This is a genomic window from Ruegeria sp. CL3 (genome assembly GCF_056536505.1).
Genome location: NZ_JBQFPT010000002.1, coordinates 46,912 through 67,290, shown reverse-complemented (window position 1 = coordinate 67,290; position 20,379 = coordinate 46,912). Strand labels below are relative to the sequence as shown.

Here is a 20,379-nt window from a genome sequence, read left to right as displayed (position 1 = left end):
ATGACTGAGACATTCACTGGCAGCTTCACCCAGCAAGAACCCATCCCGGACGAGGCGGTAGAGGCCGCTCTGGCCGTTCTACGGCACGGACGTTTGCATCGCTACAACGTTGTTCCTGGCGAATTGGGCGAGACCGCGCTGCTGGAGCAGGAATTCGCGGCCCAGATGGGGGCGAAATATTGTCTTGCTGTATCGTCGGGTGGCTATGCTTTGGCGACTGCCTTGCGGGCCGTGGGCGTGCAGCCCGGCGAGCCTGTTCTGACCAACGCGTTTACTCTGGCGCCTGTACCGGGGGCGATTGCTTCGGTCGGGGCCAGGCCGGTTTTTGTCGGTGTGACCGAAAACCTGACCATTGATCTGGAGGATCTGGAGGCCAAGCTGGATCAGGCGCGGGTTCTGATGCTCAGCCATATGCGTGGCCATCTGTGCGACATGGACCGGTTGATGCAGCTCTGCGATGCGGCCGGAGTTGTCGTGATCGAGGACTGCGCTCATACGATGGGGGCCGCGTGGCGCGGGCAACTCTCGGGTCGGCAAGGGGCCATTGGGTGTTATTCGTGCCAGACTTATAAACATGTGAACTCGGGCGAGGGTGGTCTGCTGGTTACCGATGATGAGGAACTTGCGGCTAAAGCCACGATGCTGTCAGGGTCCTATATGCTCTATGAACGGCATCTGGCTGCGCCTGGGCCAGAGGTGTTTGAGCGGATCAAGTACACCACGCCGAACGTTTCGGGCCGTATGGATAACTTGCGCGCTGCGATTTTGCGTCCTCAGTTATGTGATTTGGATCGGCAGGTTGGTCGTTGGAACGAACGGTATCAGGTAATTGAAGACGGTCTGCGGGGAACGCCCGGCCTCACAATGGTCGAGCGTCCCGAGGCAGAGACCTATGTTGGGTCGTCGATCCAGTTCCTGCTGCTTGACTGGCTGCCGGAGCGGATTGCCGAGGTGATCAGCCGTTGCGCCAGTCGCGGGGTAGAGCTGAAATGGTTCGGCGGTGCCGAGCCCACCGGGTTTACCTCACGCTATGACAGTTGGCGCTATGCTGAGAGTGAGCGGATGCCTGCTTCGGACCGGGTTCTTGCGGGGATCATGGATATGCGCGTACCGCTGACCTTTTCGCTGGATGACTGCCAGCTGATCGCTCGCATCATCAGGGCCGAAGTCGGAGCAGTTTACCAATCGTGATCCAATTGAGTGCGCCTGCAGCGCACGCTTGATTTTTCAGAAAACGCCGCCCCGTTTGGGGCGGCGTTTTGCGTGTTGGAACCGGGGCGCCCGGAATGATTGACCCGCCGCAGATTCGCTGGTATCCAGTTATTGAACACTTGTTCATTAATGCTGAGAGGAGAGCGTCAATGTTCATGGCGAGTATGCAATTCGATCTGGGCGAGGACGTGAATGCGCTGCGCGAAATGGTGCATCGTTGGGCGCAGGAGCGGGTCAAGCCGATGGCGGCCGAGGTCGATGCGTCGAACGCGTTCCCCAATGAGCTTTGGACCGAGATGGGCGCGCTGGGCCTGTTGGGCGTGACCGTGCCCGAGGAATATGGTGGCGCTGGCATGTCTTATCTGGCCCATACCATCGCGATCGAGGAGATCGCGCGGGCCTCGGCCTCGGTCTCGCTATCCTATGGTGCGCATTCCAACCTCTGCGTGAACCAGATCAAGCTGAACGGCACGGAAGAGCAAAAGCAGAAATACCTGCCGCGCCTGATCTCGGGCGAACATGTGGGCGCGCTTGCGATGTCCGAACCCTCGGCTGGATCGGATGTGGTTTCGATGAAGCTGCGCGCCGAGAAGCGCAATGATCATTACCGCCTGAACGGGAACAAGTATTGGATCACCAATGGGCCGGACGCGGATACTCTGGTGGTCTACGCCAAGACCGACCCGGATGCGGGATCGAAAGGGATCACCGCGTTTCTGATCGAGAAAGAGATGACGGGATTCTCGACCTCGCCCCATTTCGACAAGCTTGGGATGCGTGGGTCCAACACCGCAGAACTGATCTTTGAAGATGTCGAAGTACCGTTTGAGAATGTTCTGGGCGAAGAGGGCAAGGGTGTTGCCGTTCTGATGTCCGGGCTCGACTATGAACGTGTTGTGCTGGCCGGGATCGGAACCGGCATCATGGCCGCATGCCTGGATGAAATCATGCCCTATCTGGCCGAGCGCAAGCAGTTCGGCAAACCCATCGGCATGTTCCAACTGATGCAGGGCAAGATCGCGGATATGTACACCGCGATGAACTCGGCCCGTGCTTACGTGTATGAGGTCGCCAAGGCCTGCGACAGAGGGGACGTGACCCGTCAGGACGCGGCGGCGTGCTGCCTCTATGCCTCTGAGGCGGCGATGACGCAGGCGCATCAGGCCGTTCAGGCGATGGGTGGGGCGGGGTTCTTGTCGGACGCTCCGGTCAGCCGGATCTTCCGGGATGCCAAGCTGATGGAGATAGGGGCCGGGACCAGCGAAATCCGCCGCATGCTAATCGGTCGCGAATTGATGGGCGAAATGCTGGGGTAAGAAATCGCCCCGCAGCCAAGGGAACTGCGGGGCGTTTCGATCAAAGGATCAGAAGCGATGGACGTAGGATACGCCGACCAGCCAAGGATCGATTTCCGCGGTGCCGATATCGGCACCGTTCAGTTTGACGTCCGAGTCGATGTCAAACCAGCGCACGTTCAAACGGACAGCGCCTTGTTCAGTGATCTGATAGTCCAAACCAGCCTGAAGCGACAAACCGAACGAGTTGTCCAGTTCCAGGTCGCCCAGCGGAGAGCTTTCTTCGAAGAAGATAGTGTAGTTGAGGCCCGCGCCGACATAGGGCTTCCACGCGCTGTTGGTCGGGAAGTGGTAGTTCAGCGACAAGGTGGGGGGCAGGTGCTTGGTGCTGCCAGCGTCGGTGCTGCCGCCCAAGGTGATATCGTGCTCGAACGGCGTGGAGGCCAGCAATTCGATACCCAGGTTGTCTCGGATGAAGTATTCGACGGTAAAGATCGGACGAGTATCGTCGTCGACCTCGGCGTCAAATCCGGCCAGCGTTCCGTTGTCAGATTTAGGGTCCAGGTAGCCAACACCGAAACCAACGGTCCAGTCACCTTGCGATTGGGCGAGTGCGGAGCCAGCCAGCGCGACCAGCGCGGTGGAGAGTGTCAAAGCGGCGAGTTTATTGGTCATTGTTCTGCCTTTGGTTCAGTTGATGACCGCTGTTTTGCACGGGCGCTGCCTGCACTCTCTGATCTGAGTCAAATTTGCGTGAGCGCGCGCGCCGAGTGTGACATAACTGCAGGCCCTGAAAATAAAGGAAATTCTTGATGTCAGGCGATCTGCGCATACCGGGTTTGCGCTCGGCGGGTGGCTGGGATGTCCCTGATCATCTGAACATGGCGCGCCAGTGTCTGAACCATGCACCCGAACAGGTCGCCTTGGTCGATCTGACCGAGGGCGAGGAGCGGCCGGTAACTTACGGTCAACTGCACGAGATGGCCGATGGGCTTGCGCGGGCGCTCTTGCCCAAGGTCCAGACCGGTGACCGGGTTGGTGTTTTGCTCAGCCAGTCTCCGTGGTGTGCGGCAGCGCATCTGGCGATCTGGAAGATCGGCGCGATCTCTGTGCCTCTGTTCAAGCTGTTCAAACGGGACGCTCTGCGCTCCCGCGTGGCGGATGCCGGGGCAGGGATCGTTCTGACGGATGCCGAGGGCGCCGGGCTGCTGAGTGATCTGGCCGAGCCTATGATCGCCGCTGAGGTTGCCCATCCCGGCCCAGAGCTGCCCTTTGCGCATACCGGCCCCGAAGACGCCGCCGTGCTGATCTATACTTCGGGCACGACCGGCAGCCCTAAGGGTGCTCTGCACGGGCACCGTGTGCTGACCGGCCATCTACCCGGCGTTTCGATCAGCCATAATCACCTGCGCGCAGGGGATTGCCTCTGGACCCCGGCGGATTGGGCCTGGATCGGAGGGCTGTTTGATGTCCTGATGCCGGGCCTTGCGCTGGGCATCCCCGTGGTGGCCACCCGGCTGGACAAATTCACTCCCGAGGCCTGCGCCGATGTGATCGCGCGCGGCGGCGTGCGCAATGTGTTCTTTCCTCCGACCGCGCTGCGGATGCTGAAAGCGGCGGATCAGAGCATCCCCGGCCTGCGTTCGGTCGCGTCAGGGGGCGAGCCTCTGGGCGCCGAGATGCTGGCGTGGGGGCAACAGGCGTTTGGCCTGACTATCAACGAGTTCTACGGCCAGACCGAATGCAACATGGTCGTCTCGTCCTGTGCCGAGGATTTCCCTGTGCGTCCCGGCTTTATCGGCAAACCGGTTCCGGGCCATGAGGTAGCGGTGATTGATGAGGACGGAACACCCACGACGGACGAGGGTGACGTGGCCATCCGGCGCGGCTCGGCCTCGATGCTGCTTGAATACTGGAACCGGCCCGAGGCCACGGCTGAGAAGTTCCGGGGGGATTGGCTGATCACCGGAGACCGAGGTGCGTGGGAGGGCGACTACCTGCGCTTCGTTGGGCGCGATGATGACGTGATCACCTCCGCCGGGTACCGCATCGGCCCCGCCGAGATTGAAGATTGCTTGCTGACCCACCCTGCTGTGGCAACGGTCGGCGTGGTCGGCAAACCCGACCCACTGCGGACCGAGATCGTGAAGGCCTATGTGGTGTTGAAACCCGGGGCCGAGGCCTCAGGGCCGGAGTTGCAGGAGTGGGTCAAGGACCGTCTGGCGCAGTATTCCTATCCGCGGGAGGTGACGTTTTTGGAGGAGCTTCCGATGACCGTGACCGGGAAGGTCATCCGGAAGGAACTGAAGGCGCGGGCCGCTGGGGAGGTCCCACTATGAAAAACTTGATCTGCGCACTTTCCTTAGTTTTGTCTAGCGTTTGCACTGCGCATGCAGAAAGTACGGACAAACCGATTAGTGTTTTGAAATGGTTCAACGGGTGTGCATTTTTAAGTCAACCCGAGAACGGTATGACGATGGACACCAATTGTGTGAGCACTGCAGTCGAATACTGCACAATCGGACGCGTTGAAGAAGATCGAGTTCAATGTTTGGTAGAGCTTTCTGAACATGTCAGTGGAATCTGGAAAGAGATAGAATCCAATTTGCCGGAAAGCATTGGAGGGTCCGGCTGGGTAGCTCGAAACTATGAACGCAAGTACCTCCGGTTAGTCCAAGAGGAGTTCGATGTTTGCGATGCATCTCCTAGAGAAGAAATTCCCTCGGATACGTGGTGCAAGATGTATTTGAATGCAGGACGTTGGGTGGAGTGGCGGCACCTGCAAAGACTAGCCGATGAGGTAGCCAAATGAAACTAACGTCCAAAGCCATGCCCGCCTCCGAGGGCTTCAATGCAAACCGCTCCGCCCATCTCGAAGCGTTGGCGCAAATTTCAACTGCCGCAGAAGCCGCTCGAATGGGCGGTGGCGAGAAATCTCGTGCGCGGCACGTCTCTCGGGGCAAGATGCTTCCCAGACGCAGGGTGGCGAACCTGCTTGATCCGGGGTCTCCGTTTCTGGAGATCGGCGCGACGGCGGCGCATGGGATGTATAGCGATGCCGCGCCTTGTGCCGGGGTGATCGCGGGCATTGGCCGAGTACAGGGGCGCGAGGTCATGGTGGTTTGCAACGACGCCACGGTGAAGGGCGGCACGTACTATCCGATGACCGTCAAAAAACACCTCCGCGCGCAGGAGATTGCCGAGGAAAACCATCTGCCCTGTATTTATTTGGTGGATAGCGGCGGTGCGAACCTGCCTAATCAGGATGAGGTCTTCCCTGACCGCGACCACTTTGGCCGTATCTTCTATAACCAAGCGCGGATGAGCGCGAAGGGGATTGCTCAGATCGCTGTGGTGATGGGCTCGTGTACGGCGGGTGGCGCATATGTGCCCGCGATGTCGGACGTGACCATCATCGTGAAAGAACAAGGCACGATCTTTCTGGCCGGACCGCCTCTGGTCAAGGCCGCGACTGGCGAGGTTGTGAGTTCGGAAGAACTGGGCGGCGGCGATGTCCATACCCGCCTGTCCGGGGTGGCGGATTATCTGGCCGAGGATGACGCCCACGCGCTGGCTTTGGCACGTCGGGCCGTCGGCTCGTTGAACCTGCGCAAACCGCAGACGGTCGATTGGGCAAGCCCGGAAGACCCTGCTTACGACCCTGAGGAAATCCTCGGCGTTGTTCCAGCTGACCTACGCACGCCCTACGACATTCGCGAGGTGATCGCGCGGCTGGTCGATGGCTCTCGGTTCGATGAGTTCAAGCCGCGCTTTGGCGAGACACTGGTAACTGGCCTTGCCCATGTCAAAGGCTGCCCCGTCGGGATCATCGCCAATAATGGCGTGCTGTTTTCCGAGGCCGCGCAGAAGGGCGCGCATTTTGTTGAGCTATGTTCTCAGCGTCGCATACCGCTGGTTTTCCTGCAGAATATCACCGGCTTTATGGTCGGTCGCAAATACGAGAACGAAGGCATCGCGCGGCATGGGGCCAAGATGGTGACGGCGGTGGCGACAACCTCGGTGCCGAAAATCACGATGCTGGTCGGAGGGTCTTTTGGAGCTGGAAACTATGGCATGGCCGGTCGGGCCTATCAGCCGCGGTTCCTGTGGACCTGGCCGAACTCGCGGATTTCCGTAATGGGAGGCGAACAGGCCGCGGGCGTTCTGGCCACCGTCAAGCGCGACGGGATCGAGCGGCAGGGCGGGACGTGGTCGGTTGAGGAAGAGGCCGAATTTAAACGCCCGACCTTGGACATGTTCGAGGAGCAGTCTCATCCGCTCTATGCCTCGGCTCGGTTGTGGGATGACGGCATCATCGACCCGCGCAAATCGCGCGATGTGCTGGCCCTGTCGCTAAGCGCCGCTTTGAACGCTCCGATCGAGGAAACGCGTTTCGGCGTGTTCAGGATGTGATTGCCCAATGGACACACATTTCACGAAATTGAACAAGGATTGGAACGCGGATCCGAATGCGCCGATGCCGGTAGCTGCAAGAGCAGGTGGCGATCTCTGGTTGCGGTTTTGCCCAAATGAGTGGTTGAACCCATCGCATCTGGCGCGAGGGCATCTGTTTATCCGGTTTGCTGGTTGCCAGCGATTTCGTTTCACGTCGATTAATGATCACGGGTGGTTCGGTGGGCAGTGCAGATTCAGCAAAGTGGCGCCAGCTTGGGGAGAGTTTTACGAGGTGGATGGCGACTTTATAGAAAGTCTCGACGAAACACCTTGGACCATAATTTCGGCCAGGTCTGACCTTGCGAGAAACTTTCTGTTCTATTTCCGCGATGAAGCTTTCGAATGCACTGCATCCTCTTGGAGCCTAAGCACCGAATGCTCGTCTGGTTCTATCTTCGAAGAGGCGGTTTGTCATGTTCAGTAAAATCCTAATCGCAAACCGTGGCGAGATCGCTTGTCGCGTTATCCAGACCGCTCAAAAAATGGGTGTGTCCTGTGTGGCCGTGTATTCGGATGCGGATGCCTCGGCCAAGCATGTGCAGATGGCAGATGAGGCGCTGCATATCGGTGCGGCCGCTCCGGCGGAGAGCTATCTGAAGGGGGATGTGATCATCCAAGCGGCGCTCGAGACCGGGGCGCAGGCGATCCATCCCGGCTATGGGTTTCTGTCCGAGAACCCGGATTTTGTGGATGCGGTTGAGGCTGCAGGGCTGACATTCATTGGCCCTTCGGCGGATGCGATCCGCAAGATGGGCCTCAAGGATGCAGCCAAGGCGTTGATGGAGGACGCAGGCGTTCCCGTTGTGCCCGGATATCACGGCGACAATCAGGACCCAGTTCATCTGGCCGAAGCAGCCTCGGCCATTGGCTATCCCGTGCTGATCAAGGCGGTTGCGGGCGGTGGCGGAAAAGGCATGCGGTTGGTTGAGACTCCCGAAGCGTTCGCGGACGCCTTGGAAAGTGCGCGCGGTGAAGCAAAGACTGCCTTTGGCAATGACGCGGTTCTGGTCGAGAAATTCGTAGCCAAACCTCGGCATATCGAGGTTCAGGTTTTCGGCGACGGCACCCATGCGGTGCATCTGTTTGAACGGGACTGCTCGCTTCAACGGCGACATCAGAAGGTGATCGAGGAAGCTCCGGCCCCCGGCATGACGCCCGAGATGCGCGAGGCGATGGGGCAGGCCGGTGTCCGCGCGGCGGAGGCAATCGGTTATAAAGGGGCCGGGACGGTTGAGTTCATCGTCGACGCGTCCGAAGGGCTGCGGCCTGATCGCTTCTGGTTCATGGAGATGAACACGCGCCTGCAGGTTGAACATCCAGTGACCGAGGCAATCACGGGCTTGGACCTGGTCGAATGGCAACTGCGCGTTGCAGCGGGTGAAAGCTTGCCGAAGCAACAGAATGACTTGTTGATCAGCGGTCACGCGTTTGAGGCACGGCTTTATGCCGAGGATGTGCCCAAGGGCTTTTTGCCCGCGACGGGGACTCTGACCTATTTGCGGTTTCCGCCTGAGTGCCGCGCGGATAGTGGCGTGCGGGCGGGGGACACGATCAGCCCCTGGTATGATCCGATGATCGCCAAGGTCGTGGTGCATGGTCCAACCCGCGCGGTCGCGCTTGAGAGCCTGCATCGCGCCCTGCGCCAGACCGAGGTTGCCGGGACGGTGACCAATTTGGCCTTCCTTGGCGCTCTGACTCGCCATGGTGGGTTTGCCTCGGGCGACGTGGATACGGGTCTGATCGGGCGCGATCTGGAGGATCTGGTAAGGACGTCAGGCACGACCAATGCCTCGGTTGTGGCCGCGGCGATGACAGCGCTGGGGCTGACAGAGACGACCTCAGAGGCTGGCTTCACCCTGTGGGGGCCGTTGCACCGGGCAGTGCAGCTGATGCGCGACGGAGAGGTCATTGATCTGGATGTTCAGGTCGAAAGCCCGCATCGGCAGGTCTGGACTGTGAATGGCGCGCAGGTGGTTGCGCAGCGCAATGGTGGCTGGACCATTGATGGACAACGCATGCCCAATGTCGCCGTCTCTGGGCCTCAGGTCACGGTGTTTGAAGACTATGGGCAGATGTTCGAAATCGTTGACCCCTTGGATCGCGATGCCAGCGCTGCAGGAGATACCAATGTGATCGAGGCGCCGATGCCGGGACTGGTCAAGGCCGTCTTCGCCTCGGCTGGGCAGGCCGTGAAAGAGGGCGACCGGCTGGCGATTCTGGAAGCCATGAAGATGGAGCATTCACTGCTCGCTGCCCGCGATGGTCTGGTGGCCGAGGTGTTGGCAGACGCAGGTGCGCAGGTTGAGGCCGGGGCGGCCCTTGTTCGCTTGGCCGAGGATTGATCTGTTCGGTCCGTGCATTGCGTGGCACAGTCGGGCCATCCGAATTTAAAACGAAAAGAAGCCGGGGAGGGATGCACTGATGAAAGAACGAGTAGAGATATTCGAGGTCGGGCCAAGGGATGGGCTTCAGAACGAAAAGCGCGAGATTCCGGTGGCCGAGAAGGTGGCGCTGGTCGATTGCCTGAGCCGCGCCGGGTTCAACCGAATTGAGGTTGCCAGTTTCGTGTCCCCTAAATGGGTGCCCCAGATGGCAGGAAGCGGCGCGGTTCTGGCTGGAATCAAACGGGCCGAGGGCGTGCGTTATGCGGCGTTGACGCCGAACATGCGCGGCTATGAAGACGCGCTGGCGGCCAAAGCGGATGAGATCGCAGTGTTTGCATCAGCCTCCGAGGGGTTCTCAAAAGCCAACATCAACGCGACCATCGCGGAATCCATCGAACGGTTCGTACCGATCCTTGAGGCTGCGCGCCATATCGACCTGCCGGTCCGGGGCTATGTCTCATGCGTGACCGATTGCCCCTATGACGGTCCGACCCCACCCGAAAAAGTGGCAGAGGTCGCGGACGCTCTGTTCGCGCATGGTTGCTATGAGATTTCGCTGGGCGATACGATCGGGCAGGGAACCCCGGACAAGATCGCGCATATGCTGCTGGCAGTGCGCGACAGGGTGCCCGTTACCCGGCTTGCGGGCCATTTCCACAACACCAATGGGCGCGCGATGGACAATATTGATGCCTCGCTCGCGCTGGGCGTGCGGGTGTTTGACGCTGCGGTCGGTGGCTTGGGTGGATGCCCTTATGCACCCGGCGCAGCTGGCAATGTGGCGACTGAGGCCGTCACTGCCCATCTGGAGCGGCTGGGATATGAGACCGGTCTGGACGCAGCAGTTTTGGACGAAGCCGCGCAGATTACGCAGGCCATGAGGGGCTAACATGTTTGAAACAATTGCGGTCGTCGCGGATGACCGGGGTGTCGCGACGCTGACCCTGTCGCGAGCCGAAAAGCACAACGCCATGTCGGCGCTGATGATCAGCGAATTAACCCAGGCAGCGGCGCAGCTGGGCTGCGATGAGGCGGTGCGCGTTGTTGTGCTGACCGGCTCTGGCAAGAGCTTCTGTGCCGGGGGCGATCTGGGGTGGATGCGTGATCAGATGGCTGCGGATGCCGAGACCCGATTTACCGAGGCGCGCAAGCTGGCGGAAATGCTGAAGGCGCTGAACGAGATGCCCAAACCTCTGATTGGTGCCTTGCAGGGCAACGCGTTTGGCGGCGGCGTCGGGCTGACCTCGGTCTGCGACGTGGCACTTGGCGTTGACACCCTTAAAATGGGCCTGACCGAGACCCGGCTGGGCCTGATCCCAGCGACGATTGGGCCTTACGTGATCGCGCGGATGGGTGAGGCCCGCGCGCGGCGTGTTTTCATGTCGGCGCGTTTGTTTGACGCGGCAGAAGCGGTGGAGCTTGGTCTTTTGGCAAAAGCAGTGCCAGCCGATCAACTGATGCGTGCCGTCGAAGATGAAATCACCCCCTACCTGTCCTGTGCGCCGGGGGCTGTGGCGTCGGCTAAGGCATTGGTTCAAAACCTCGGTCCGCGTCTTGACGACAGTGTGATTGACCATACCATCCAGGCGTTGGTCGCCCGATGGGAGACGCCTGAAGCACGCGAAGGCATTGAAGCTTTCTTTGAAAAACGTAACCCCAAGTGGAACAACAAAGTTTAACTTGGGGCGTCTATTGTCCGCTGATGCGAAATCCGGGTGATTCCCGAAGGTCTGTCAAGGGGATGAATGACGTGGTGCGCGCTTGTGTTCGGTTGACCCTCTGACCGCGTGGGGCTAGAGAAAGTCGAGTCAACACGCCAATTGACGGCGCCCTCCGAAAGGGGACGCGCAGGAAAGGAGCTAGACGTGGAAGACCTGCTGCGGGAGTATCTCCCTATTCTGGTGTTTCTGGCCGTAGCCATCGGCCTGGGAATTGTCCTGATTCTGGCAGCTGTCGTTCTGGCAGTTCGCAACCCCGATCCCGAAAAAGTCAGCGCCTATGAATGCGGCTTCAACGCGTTTGATGACGCTCGGATGAAGTTCGATGTGCGCTTCTATCTGGTTTCGATCCTTTTCATCATTTTCGACCTCGAGATTGCGTTCCTGTTCCCCTGGGCCGTGGGCTTTAAGGACATCAGCGATGTGGGATTCTGGTCGATGATGGTTTTCCTTGGCGTTTTGACCATCGGCTTTGCCTATGAATGGAAGAAGGGGGCCTTGGAATGGGAGTGATGACGGGCGCAAATACCGCCGGCGTCGATAAAGAAGTCGCCACCCAAGCCCTCAATGCCGAACTGCAGGACAAAGGCTTCCTGCTGACCTCGACCGAAGACATCATAAATTGGGCGCGGACTGGGTCTTTGCATTGGATGACCTTTGGTCTGGCTTGTTGCGCGGTCGAGATGATGCACACCTCAATGCCGCGCTATGACGCGGAACGGTTTGGCATCGCGCCGCGTGCATCCCCACGTCAGTCCGACGTGATGATCGTTGCTGGAACGTTGACCAACAAAATGGCTCCTGCGCTGCGCAAGGTCTACGATCAGATGCCCGAGCCGCGCTATGTTATCTCGATGGGGTCCTGCGCCAATGGTGGCGGCTACTACCACTATTCCTATTCCGTCGTGCGCGGCTGTGACCGTATCGTCCCGGTGGATATCTACGTCCCCGGTTGCCCTCCGACGGCTGAGGCGCTGCTTTATGGTCTTATGCAGCTGCAACGCAAAATCCGCCGCACCGGCACGATCGTGCGCTAAGGGAGAGGGCGGATGAGCGAAGCACTCAAAGAACTCGGTACGCATCTGGAGCTGAAACGGTCCGACTGCGTGTTGTCCTGGGATGTCACGCATGGCGAGCTGAACGTGGATGTGGCGCCGGCGAACCTTGTCGAATTCATCGAATTCCTAAAGAGCGACCGCTCCTGCCAGTTCTCGACGCTGGTCGATATCACGGGCGTCGACTACCCCGAGCGCGCCAAGCGGTTCGACGTGGTTTATCACTTCTTGTCGATGTACCAGAACCAACGCATTCGTTTGCGGGTCTCCATCCGGGAAGAGGACATGGTGCCCTCGATCGTCGATACGCATCCCTCGGCCAACTGGTTCGAGCGTGAGGTATTCGACATGTTCGGCATCCTGTTCTCGGGCCATCCGGACCTGCGGCGCATCCTGACCGACTACGGGTTCCGCGGCTATCCGCTTCGAAAGGATTTTCCGACCACCGGCTACACCGAGGTTCGCTATGACGAGGCGCAGAAACGCGTGGTTTATGAACCCGTCAGCCTCGTGCAGGAATACCGTCAGTTTGATTTCATGTCCCCATGGGAAGGTGCCAACTACATTCTTCCGGGGGATGAAAAACAGGAGTCGTAAGTCATGGAGTTCCTGATCTGGATCGCTTTCACGATCGTCACGATCATCCCGATGCTGAAACTGCTGCCGCATTTCGGGATCGAGAAGTTCTGGGCGTTTGCCTGTGTCATCCCGATTGGAACGCTGATCCTTTTGTGGATCATGGCCATGAAGCTGCAAGAGATGGAGCGTCGCTGAGATGCTGGGGGAACTGATCATTTTGGGCGCTCTAGGGGTGCTTCTTGCCGGTGCCGCGGCCAAGGCGGCTGAGGCCGAGAAGGTCCGGGTGCGCGCGGACGCGAAGAAAAAGCGGGGGCGGTGATGGACGGCTCAAGATATGATGACGGCAGCACGGACGCGCTGAGCGGCGAGCAAAAAATCCGCAATTTCAACATTAACTTCGGCCCACAACACCCTGCTGCGCATGGAGTTTTGCGTTTGGTGCTTGAGCTGGACGGAGAGATCGTAGAGCGCTGCGATCCGCATATCGGCTTGCTACACCGTGGCACCGAAAAGCTGATGGAAAGCCGGACGTATCTGCAGAACCTGCCGTATTTCGACCGTCTGGATTACGTGGCACCGATGAACCAGGAACATGCCTGGTGTTTGGCCATCGAAAAGCTGACCGGAGTCGAGGTGCCGCGCCGGGGCTCTCTGATCCGGGTTCTGTATTCCGAGATCGGGCGCATCCTGAACCACCTGCTGAACGTGACCACGCAGGCGATGGACGTGGGCGCTCTGACCCCGCCGCTATGGGGTTTTGAAGAACGCGAAAAACTGATGGTGTTCTATGAGCGCGCCTGTGGTGCCCGCCTGCACGCCGCCTATTTCCGCCCCGGCGGCGTCCATCAGGACCTCCCGCCCGAGTTGCTGGACGACATCGAGGCATGGAGCCACGAATTCCCCGCCGTTCTCGACGACATTGACGGGTTGTTGACCGAAAACCGCATCTTCAAGCAGCGCAACGCCGATATCGGTGTGGTGACCGAGGATGACATTCAGAAATACGGTTTCTCGGGCGTGATGGTCCGTGGCTCAGGCCTCGCGTGGGATTTGCGCCGTGCGCAGCCCTACGAATGCTACGACGAGTTCGAGTTCCAGATCCCCGTCGGCAAGAATGGCGACTGCTATGACCGCTATCTCTGCCGCATGGAAGAGATGCGCCAGTCGCTGCTGATCATCCGTCAGGCCATCGCCAAGATTCGCGAATGCCCGGGCGACGTTTTGGCGCGCGGCAAGATCACCCCGCCGAAACGCTCGGACATGAAGACCTCTATGGAAAGCCTGATCCACCACTTCAAGCTTTACACCGAAGGCTTCCACGTCCCCGCAGGCGAAGTCTACGCCGCAGTAGAAGCCCCCAAGGGCGAATTCGGCGTCTATCTCGTTGCCGACGGCACCAACAAACCCTACCGCGCCAAACTCCGCGCACCGGGTTTCCTGCATCTGCAAGCTATGGATCACGTCGCCAAAGGCCACCAACTGGCTGACGTCGCCGCCATCATCGGCACCATGGACGTCGTATTTGGAGAGATTGACCGCTAATGCTCCGCCGTCTTCACCCCGAACAACCCGAAAGCTTTGCCTTCACCGTTGCCAACCAGCAATGGGCTGAAGCGCAGATCACAAAATACCCCGAGGGTCGCCGAGCCAGCGCGGTAATCCCTCTGCTTTGGCGCGCGCAAGAGCAGGAGGGCTGGCTGTCCCGCCCGGCAATTGAATCCGTCGCCGACATGCTGGGCATGGCCTATATTCGCGTGCTCGAGGTCGCCTCGTTCTACTTCATGTTCCAACTGCAGCCGGTCGGCTCTGTGGCGCATATTCAGGTGTGTGGCACGACCTCATGCATGATTTGCGGTGCCGAGGATCTTATTGCGGTCTGCAAGGAAAAGATCGCAGCCAAGCCACACGTGCTATCCGCCGATGGCAAGCTGAGCTGGGAAGAAGTGGAATGCCTCGGGTCCTGTACGAATGCCCCGATGGCGCAGATTGGCAAGGATTACTACGAAGACCTGACCGCCGAGAGTTTTGGCAAGATCATAGACGATCTGGTGGCGGGGAAGGTGCCTACGCCCGGCCCTCAGAACGGGCGTTATGCGGCTGAGCCTTTGAAAGGCCTCAGCAGCCTAACCGAACATGAGGCTGGAAAGCCGGAACACAATGCCAGCGTGGCCTTGGCGGCAGAGCTTGGCGATACGGTCAAGCGGATCGACGGGACTGAAGTTCCGATCCTCACGCCCTGGCTAGGGAAAGACGGCAAGCAGGCCGGAGCGTCGGCGGCGGCGAAACCGCCGAAAGCCCCTGAGCCACCGAAACCTGCCGTGAAACAGGCCGCTGAGGCCAATGCGAAAGAAGTCGAGGAAGATAAACCCCGAACGCTGACTGAGGCGCGTGGGGGCCTGCCGGATGACCTCAAGATGCTCAAAGGTGTGGGGCCGAAGCTTGAAGAGACGCTGAACGATCTGGGCTTTTTCCACTACGATCAGATCGCAGCCTGGACGCCCGAGCATGTGGCTTGGGTGGATGCGCGCCTGAAGTTCAAGGGCCGGATCGAACGCGATGGCTGGATTGAGCAAGCGGCCAAGCTGGCCGTTGGGGATCAGACCGAATTCGCCAAACGTGCCAAGGAAGACGGCACTTACGAAGACTAAAGGCCCTGCAAGGGCTCAAGGACGAGATGGACAAGGACAAAGAACAAGCCATAGCCCGCAAGGGCCGACATATAGGCATCGTCATCGCCGTGACGATGGTGGTTTGGCTTGGCATGACCTTGTTCATCGGCCCCGCGATTGGAATTCCGGGGCGCTATGCGCTGCTATTTGATTTCGCTGCTTTGGCCGGCTTTATCTATGCAGGCATCAACATATTTCAACTCTGGCGCATGCGTCAGGACAGCTGAGGGTAATACGCGATGCTGAAGGATCAGGACCGGATCTTTACCAACATCTACGGGATGCACGAGCGTACTCTGCGCGGCGCGCAGGCCCGAGGGCATTGGGATGGCACCGCTGGCCTGATCGAAAAGGGCCGGGATTGGATCATCCAGACAATGAAAGACTCGGGCCTGCGCGGGCGCGGTGGCGCGGGCTTCCCAACCGGTCTGAAATGGTCGTTCATGCCAAAGGAGAGCGATGGCCGGCCGTCTTATCTGGTCGTGAATGCGGATGAATCCGAGCCGGGTACCTGCAAAGACCGCGAGATTATGCGCCACGATCCGCATACGTTGATCGAAGGCTGTCTGATCGCCTCTTTCGCGATGAATGCGCATACCTGCTATATCTACCTGCGCGGCGAGTACATCCGTGAACGCGAGGCGTTGCAGGCCGCGATTGATGAGGCCTATGACGCTGGACTGCTTGGCAAGAACGCGGCCGGTTCGGGCTGGGATTTCGACATCTTCCTGCATCACGGCGCGGGCGCTTACATCTGCGGCGAAGAAACTGCGCTGATCGAAAGCCTTGAGGGTAAGAAGGGCATGCCGCGCATGAAGCCACCATTCCCGGCTGGCGCGGGCCTCTATGGCTGCCCGACCACGGTGAATAACGTGGAGTCCATCGCCGTTGTGCCGACCATCCTGCGCCGGGGCGCGGATTGGTTCGCAGGCTTTGGCCGTCAGAACAACGCGGGTACCAAGCTGTTTGCGATCTCGGGCCATGTGAACAACCCCTGCGTCGTCGAAGAGGCGATGTCGATCCCGTTCGAACAGCTGATCGAAACCCATTGCGGCGGGATTCGCGGCGGCTGGGACAATCTGCTGGCGGTGATCCCCGGTGGCTCATCTGTGCCGTGTGTGCGCGGTGAGAATATGCGCGATGCGATCATGGATTTCGACTATCTGCGCGCTGAGTTGGGCTCGGGTCTTGGCACGGCGGCGGTGATCGTGATGGATAAGTCCACCGACATCATCAAGGCGATCTGGCGGCTGTCGAAATTCTACAAGCATGAAAGCTGCGGCCAGTGTACGCCCTGCCGCGAAGGCACGGGCTGGATGATGCGCGTGATGGACCGCCTTGTGCGTGGTGAGGCCGAGTTGGAAGAGATCGACATGCTGTTTGACGTGACCAAACAGGTTGAAGGCCACACCATTTGCGCGTTGGGCGATGCTGCGGCCTGGCCGATCCAGGGCTTGATCCGAAACTTCCGCGAAGAGATCGAGGATCGCATCAAGGCGCAAAAATCAGGCCGCATGGGGGCTATGGCAGCGGAATGATCAGGCAGCCCGACGGATATCATCTGGCCGAACTGAATATTGGCCGCCTGCTGGCCCCGACGGATGACCCTCGGGTGGCTGAGTTCATGGCCAATCTCGACAAGGTCAATGGCTTGGGCAAGCGGATGCCGGGCTTTGTGTGGATGATGGAAGGCTCGGGCGAGCCGGGAACCGGGAATACGGAAAACGCAATTGGGGGCGATCCTCAATTTGTTGCCAACCTGACGGTCTGGGAAGATGTCGCGAGCCTTGAGACATTTGTCTGGGGCACCATACACAAACAGTTTTACGACCGCCGTCAGGAGTGGTTTGAACTGCTGGGGGATCAGCATTTCGTCATGTGGTGGGTGCCCGCAGGGCACCAACCGGATCTGGATGAAGCCATGGCGCGGCTAGAGCGTCTGCGCCAGGAAGGTCCAAGTGAACACGCCTTTGGATGGGCGGATTTGAAACAAGCAAGCAAGTGGCGCGACAATCGTTGCGCTCAGGTCGCAGCGGAGTGAGCGGGATGACACACCATTCTGATCGCGCGCGCAGCCGCCCAGATGCCAGCCATCTGACAGGAATAAGCAAAGTGAAGAAAATGAAACTCTCAACCTTGGCTGGCCTTGCAGGGCTTGTGCTGATCTCGGCTTGCACCGTCTCCTCGTCCAAGGACCGTGTGCTGTTTGACGGCCAGTTTTTCCGCGCCAAGGCTAAGTCGGTCGACAAACGCAATACGCCGACCGAGTTCACCGTTGTCGTGAATAACGTGTCAGCCTCGCTTGACGGCGCGCGTGAGGCTGGCCGGTTCGAAGGCACCAAATTCTGCATCCAGAACTTCGGCTCGTCGCGTATCGTGTGGAAGGTTGGCCCGGATACCGAACCGCAGAACCTGCGCATCAGCGACGACAAACTGACTTTTGCGGGAACCTGCCAAAGACCATGAGGCTGTTTTCCGCATATCACGGCAGTGCCAGCGGTCTGTTATTGCATAGCAGACAGGGCGACACCCATCTTGGTCGATCCAAGATGAAAGGACCTGTCATGTCTTATGCGAAAACACTTGCCATCGGTTTTGCGCTGATGATCCCTGCGGTCGCCGAGGCCAAGCCGCCTCTGCGTGAGGTGAAACAGATTGACAATGAACTGTATTACATCGCTGTCGCGAAAGAGATTTCGGACTATTGCCCCTCGATCAGCGGGCGGAAGCTGAAAGCAATCAACGTGATGTGGGGGCTGCGATCCGAGGCGAACAGCCTCGGCTACTCGGACCAAGAGATCCGGGCCTATGTCGAATCTGACGCTGAAAAAGACCGGATGCGCGCCAAGGGCGAGGCTTATCTGGCCTCCAACGGCGTGACCTACGAAAACCCGAATTCTTTCTGCACGTTGGGGCGGAAGGAAATCGACAGAAACAGCGCCATCGGCGTTTATTTGAGGGCGAACTGACGATGTCTGACCTCCGCAAGATCAATATCGACGGGCAGGAAATCGAAGTCGATGGTGCTATGACCCTGATCCAAGCCTGTGAAGAGGCTGGGGTCGAGGTGCCGCGCTTCTGCTATCACGAACGTCTGTCGATTGCGGGGAACTGCCGGATGTGTCTGGTTGAGGTCGTGGGCGGCCCTCCAAAACCTGCGGCTTCCTGCGCGATGCAGGTGCGTGATCTGCGTCCAGGGCCGGAAGGGCAGCCGCCTCAGGTCAAGACGAACTCACCTATGGTCAAAAAGGCCCGCGAAGGGGTGATGGAGTTTTTGCTGATCAACCACCCTCTGGATTGCCCGATCTGCGATCAGGGGGGGGAGTGCGACCTGCAGGATCAGGCGATGGCCTATGGTGTTTCGGGTTCGCGTTTTAAGGAAGCCAAGCGCGCCGTAGATGATCTGGATTTGGGGCCGTTGGTTGGCACCGCGATGACCCGCTGCATCAGTTGCACCCGCTGTGTGCGCTTCACGACCGAGGTCGCTGGCATCACTCAGATGGGTCAGACCGGACGGGGCGAGGACGCTGAGATTACCTCATACCTGAACCAGACGCTGCATTCGAACCTGCAGGGTAACATCATTGATCTGTGCCCCGTGGGGGCGCTGACTTCGAAGCCCTATGCCTTCACCGCGCGTCCGTGGGAATTGACCAAGACCGAGAGCATTGACGTGATGGATGCCTTGGGGTCGAACATCCGCGTGGACACCAAAGGGCGTGAAGTGATGCGGTTCCTGCCGCGCAACCATGACGGCGTGAACGAGGAATGGATCAGCGACAAAACCCGTTTCGTCTGGGACGGGTTGCGCCGTCAGCGCTTGGACCGTCCTTACGTGCGCGAAAACGGCAAGCTGCGCCCGGCCTCGTGGCCCGAGGCGCTGACCAAAGCCGCTGAAGCGCTGAAAGGGGCCGAAAAACCGGCGGGTCTCGTCGGTGATATTGCCCCGGTTGAGGCGATCTTTGCGCTGAAACAGATGATCGAAGGACAAGGCGGTGTTGTCGAATGCCGTACAGACGGGGCCAAGCTGCCTGCGGGCAACCGTGGAGCCTATGCCGGGACCGCCGCGATTGAAGATATCGACATGGCCGAGCGCATTCTGCTGATCGGTACCAACCCGCGCGATGAGGCTCCGGTTCTGAACGCTCGTATCCGTAAGGCTTGGGCGCATGGGGCCGAGGTGGCTCTGGTCGGTCCGGCGGCCGATCTGACCTATGAATACCACCACATGGGCGACGACCGCGGAGCGTTGCAAAAGGTCGTCGAGATGGGCGGCAATGATGAGATCAAAGCAAAACGCTCTTTGGTCATTGTAGGGCAAGGAGCGCTGCAAGAGGCAGATGGCACCGCTGTTCTGGCCGCCGCGCAAGCCATTGCAAGCAATACCGAAAGTGGGTTGATCATCTTGCATACTGCTGCCGCGCGCGTGGGCGCGATGGATTTGGATGCCACCAACGCGGGCGGTATGGACGCGATCAGCGCGGCTGATGTGATCTATAACCTCGGCGCGGATGAGGTCGAAATCGGAGACGGCGCATTCGTCATCTATCAGGGCAGCCATGGGGACCGTGGCGCGCACCGAGCTGATGTTATCCTGCCTGCCGCCGCCTATACCGAGGAAAACGGGTTGTTCGTCAACACCGAAGGCCGCCCACAGCTGGCTATGCGTGCGGGTTTCGCACCGGGTGAGGCCAAGGAAAACTGGGCTATCCTGCGTGCACTCTCGGCCGAGTTAGGGGCAACTCTGCCCTTCGACTCTTTGGCGCAATTGCGAACCGCGTTGATCGAGGCGGTGCCGCATCTGGCGCGTATCGACGAGGTGATCGAGAACGAGGTGCAGCCGCTTGAGGCTGGTTCACTGGGCAAGGCGAGTTTCCACAATGCGGTTAAGGATTTCTACCTGACCAACCCGATCGCGCGAGCCTCGCAACTGATGGCCGAGCTGTCGGCGCAGGCGAAAAACACAGACAGGATGGCCGCAGAATGATCCGTCCCGCAGAGATTTCCCCGAC

General features: G+C 59.5%; 23 protein-coding genes. 22 read left to right on the top strand and 1 reads right to left on the bottom strand.

The features are described 5' to 3' along the window. Together ACR0NO_RS02645 and ACR0NO_RS02640 are read left to right on the top strand one after the other, a co-directional pair. Positions 1 to 1,191 carry a DegT/DnrJ/EryC1/StrS family aminotransferase gene (locus ACR0NO_RS02645; protein WP_480722888.1) on the top strand — a complete coding sequence of 397 codons (1,191 nt, stop codon included), beginning with the start codon at positions 1 to 3 and terminating at the stop codon, positions 1,189 to 1,191. A 170-nt stretch (positions 1,192 to 1,361) separates the two neighbouring features. Beyond that, the gene (locus ACR0NO_RS02640; protein WP_170375107.1) at positions 1,362 to 2,528 is read left to right on the top strand and encodes an isovaleryl-CoA dehydrogenase; all 1,167 of its coding nucleotides are present in this window, start codon (positions 1,362 to 1,364) and stop codon (positions 2,526 to 2,528) included. Between the two features lie 48 nt (positions 2,529 to 2,576). Here ACR0NO_RS02640 and ACR0NO_RS02635 read toward each other — a convergent pair whose 3' ends face one another. Further along, positions 2,577 to 3,182, bottom strand: a complete 606-nt coding sequence (locus ACR0NO_RS02635) for an OmpW/AlkL family protein (protein WP_480722887.1) — start codon at positions 3,180 to 3,182, stop codon at positions 2,577 to 2,579. Positions 3,183 to 3,319: 137 nt separating this feature from the next. Here ACR0NO_RS02635 and ACR0NO_RS02630 point away from each other — a divergent pair, with 137 nt between their 5' ends. The 20 genes from ACR0NO_RS02630 (at position 3,320) to nuoG (ending at position 20,354) form a co-directional block, all read left to right on the top strand. Next, positions 3,320 to 4,846 (top strand): AMP-binding protein, encoded by a 1,527-nt coding sequence (locus tag ACR0NO_RS02630; RefSeq protein ID WP_480722886.1) that lies wholly within the window; start codon positions 3,320 to 3,322, stop codon positions 4,844 to 4,846. Next, a complete protein-coding gene (locus ACR0NO_RS02625; RefSeq protein ID WP_419738299.1) occupies positions 4,843 to 5,319 on the top strand; it encodes a hypothetical protein in 477 nt (158 codons plus the stop codon). Before ACR0NO_RS02630 ends, ACR0NO_RS02625 begins: the two co-directional genes overlap by 4 nt. Next, on the top strand, positions 5,316 to 6,920 hold the full coding sequence (locus tag ACR0NO_RS02620) for a carboxyl transferase domain-containing protein (protein ID WP_480722885.1): 1,605 nt from the start codon (positions 5,316 to 5,318) through the stop codon (positions 6,918 to 6,920). Before ACR0NO_RS02625 ends, ACR0NO_RS02620 begins: the two co-directional genes overlap by 4 nt. A gap of 7 nt (positions 6,921 to 6,927) precedes the next feature. Beyond that, the gene (locus ACR0NO_RS02615) at positions 6,928 to 7,386 is read left to right on the top strand and encodes a hypothetical protein (RefSeq protein WP_480674412.1); all 459 of its coding nucleotides are present in this window, start codon (positions 6,928 to 6,930) and stop codon (positions 7,384 to 7,386) included. After that, positions 7,376 to 9,304 (top strand): acetyl/propionyl/methylcrotonyl-CoA carboxylase subunit alpha, encoded by a 1,929-nt coding sequence (locus ACR0NO_RS02610; protein ID WP_480722884.1) that lies wholly within the window; start codon positions 7,376 to 7,378, stop codon positions 9,302 to 9,304. Before ACR0NO_RS02615 ends, ACR0NO_RS02610 begins: the two co-directional genes overlap by 11 nt. A 79-nt stretch (positions 9,305 to 9,383) precedes the next feature. Then, entirely contained in the window at positions 9,384 to 10,235 is an 852-nt protein-coding gene (locus ACR0NO_RS02605; RefSeq protein ID WP_480722883.1) for a hydroxymethylglutaryl-CoA lyase, read from the top strand. Position 10,236: 1 nt separating this feature from the next. Continuing rightward, positions 10,237 to 11,025 (top strand): crotonase/enoyl-CoA hydratase family protein, encoded by a 789-nt coding sequence (locus tag ACR0NO_RS02600; RefSeq protein WP_480722882.1) that lies wholly within the window; start codon positions 10,237 to 10,239, stop codon positions 11,023 to 11,025. Between the two features lie 186 nt (positions 11,026 to 11,211). Beyond that, on the top strand, positions 11,212 to 11,577 hold the full coding sequence (locus ACR0NO_RS02595; protein ID WP_170375125.1) for an NADH-quinone oxidoreductase subunit A: 366 nt from the start codon (positions 11,212 to 11,214) through the stop codon (positions 11,575 to 11,577). Continuing rightward, on the top strand, positions 11,568 to 12,101 hold the full coding sequence (locus ACR0NO_RS02590; protein ID WP_037307875.1) for a NuoB/complex I 20 kDa subunit family protein: 534 nt from the start codon (positions 11,568 to 11,570) through the stop codon (positions 12,099 to 12,101). The genes ACR0NO_RS02595 and ACR0NO_RS02590 overlap by 10 nt, the downstream gene beginning before the upstream one ends. Positions 12,102 to 12,113: 12 nt before the next feature. Continuing rightward, entirely contained in the window at positions 12,114 to 12,716 is a 603-nt protein-coding gene (locus ACR0NO_RS02585; protein ID WP_480722881.1) for an NADH-quinone oxidoreductase subunit C, read from the top strand. A 3-nt stretch (positions 12,717 to 12,719) separates the two neighbouring features. After that, the gene (locus tag ACR0NO_RS02580) at positions 12,720 to 12,893 is read left to right on the top strand and encodes a hypothetical protein (protein WP_480722880.1); all 174 of its coding nucleotides are present in this window, start codon (positions 12,720 to 12,722) and stop codon (positions 12,891 to 12,893) included. 1 nt (position 12,894) lies between these two features. Next, positions 12,895 to 13,017, top strand: coding sequence for a hypothetical protein (locus ACR0NO_RS02575; protein ID WP_419738290.1), 123 nt, complete (start codon positions 12,895 to 12,897; stop codon positions 13,015 to 13,017). Continuing rightward, positions 13,017 to 14,240 (top strand): NADH-quinone oxidoreductase subunit D, encoded by a 1,224-nt coding sequence (locus ACR0NO_RS02570; protein ID WP_170375130.1) that lies wholly within the window; start codon positions 13,017 to 13,019, stop codon positions 14,238 to 14,240. Before ACR0NO_RS02575 ends, ACR0NO_RS02570 begins: the two co-directional genes overlap by 1 nt. After that, the gene (nuoE, locus tag ACR0NO_RS02565) at positions 14,240 to 15,346 is read left to right on the top strand and encodes an NADH-quinone oxidoreductase subunit NuoE (protein WP_480722879.1); all 1,107 of its coding nucleotides are present in this window, start codon (positions 14,240 to 14,242) and stop codon (positions 15,344 to 15,346) included. Before ACR0NO_RS02570 ends, nuoE begins: the two co-directional genes overlap by 1 nt. A 26-nt stretch (positions 15,347 to 15,372) precedes the next feature. After that, on the top strand, positions 15,373 to 15,594 hold the full coding sequence (locus tag ACR0NO_RS02560) for a DUF5337 domain-containing protein (RefSeq protein ID WP_480722878.1): 222 nt from the start codon (positions 15,373 to 15,375) through the stop codon (positions 15,592 to 15,594). Between the two features lie 12 nt (positions 15,595 to 15,606). After that, the gene (gene nuoF / locus ACR0NO_RS02555) at positions 15,607 to 16,905 is read left to right on the top strand and encodes an NADH-quinone oxidoreductase subunit NuoF (RefSeq protein ID WP_480722877.1); all 1,299 of its coding nucleotides are present in this window, start codon (positions 15,607 to 15,609) and stop codon (positions 16,903 to 16,905) included. Beyond that, a complete protein-coding gene (locus tag ACR0NO_RS02550; RefSeq protein ID WP_170493639.1) occupies positions 16,902 to 17,408 on the top strand; it encodes a DUF3291 domain-containing protein in 507 nt (168 codons plus the stop codon). Before nuoF ends, ACR0NO_RS02550 begins: the two co-directional genes overlap by 4 nt. Before the next feature lie 5 nt (positions 17,409 to 17,413). Beyond that, entirely contained in the window at positions 17,414 to 17,833 is a 420-nt protein-coding gene (locus tag ACR0NO_RS02545) for a hypothetical protein (RefSeq protein ID WP_480722876.1), read from the top strand. A gap of 98 nt (positions 17,834 to 17,931) precedes the next feature. Beyond that, complete coding sequence (locus tag ACR0NO_RS02540) at positions 17,932 to 18,336, top strand: DUF5333 domain-containing protein (protein WP_480722875.1); 405 nt, start codon at positions 17,932 to 17,934, stop codon at positions 18,334 to 18,336. Positions 18,337 to 18,338: 2 nt separating this feature from the next. Then, complete coding sequence (gene nuoG / locus ACR0NO_RS02535) at positions 18,339 to 20,354, top strand: NADH-quinone oxidoreductase subunit NuoG (protein WP_480722874.1); 2,016 nt, start codon at positions 18,339 to 18,341, stop codon at positions 20,352 to 20,354. The last annotated feature ends 25 nt before the right edge of the window (positions 20,355 to 20,379 follow it).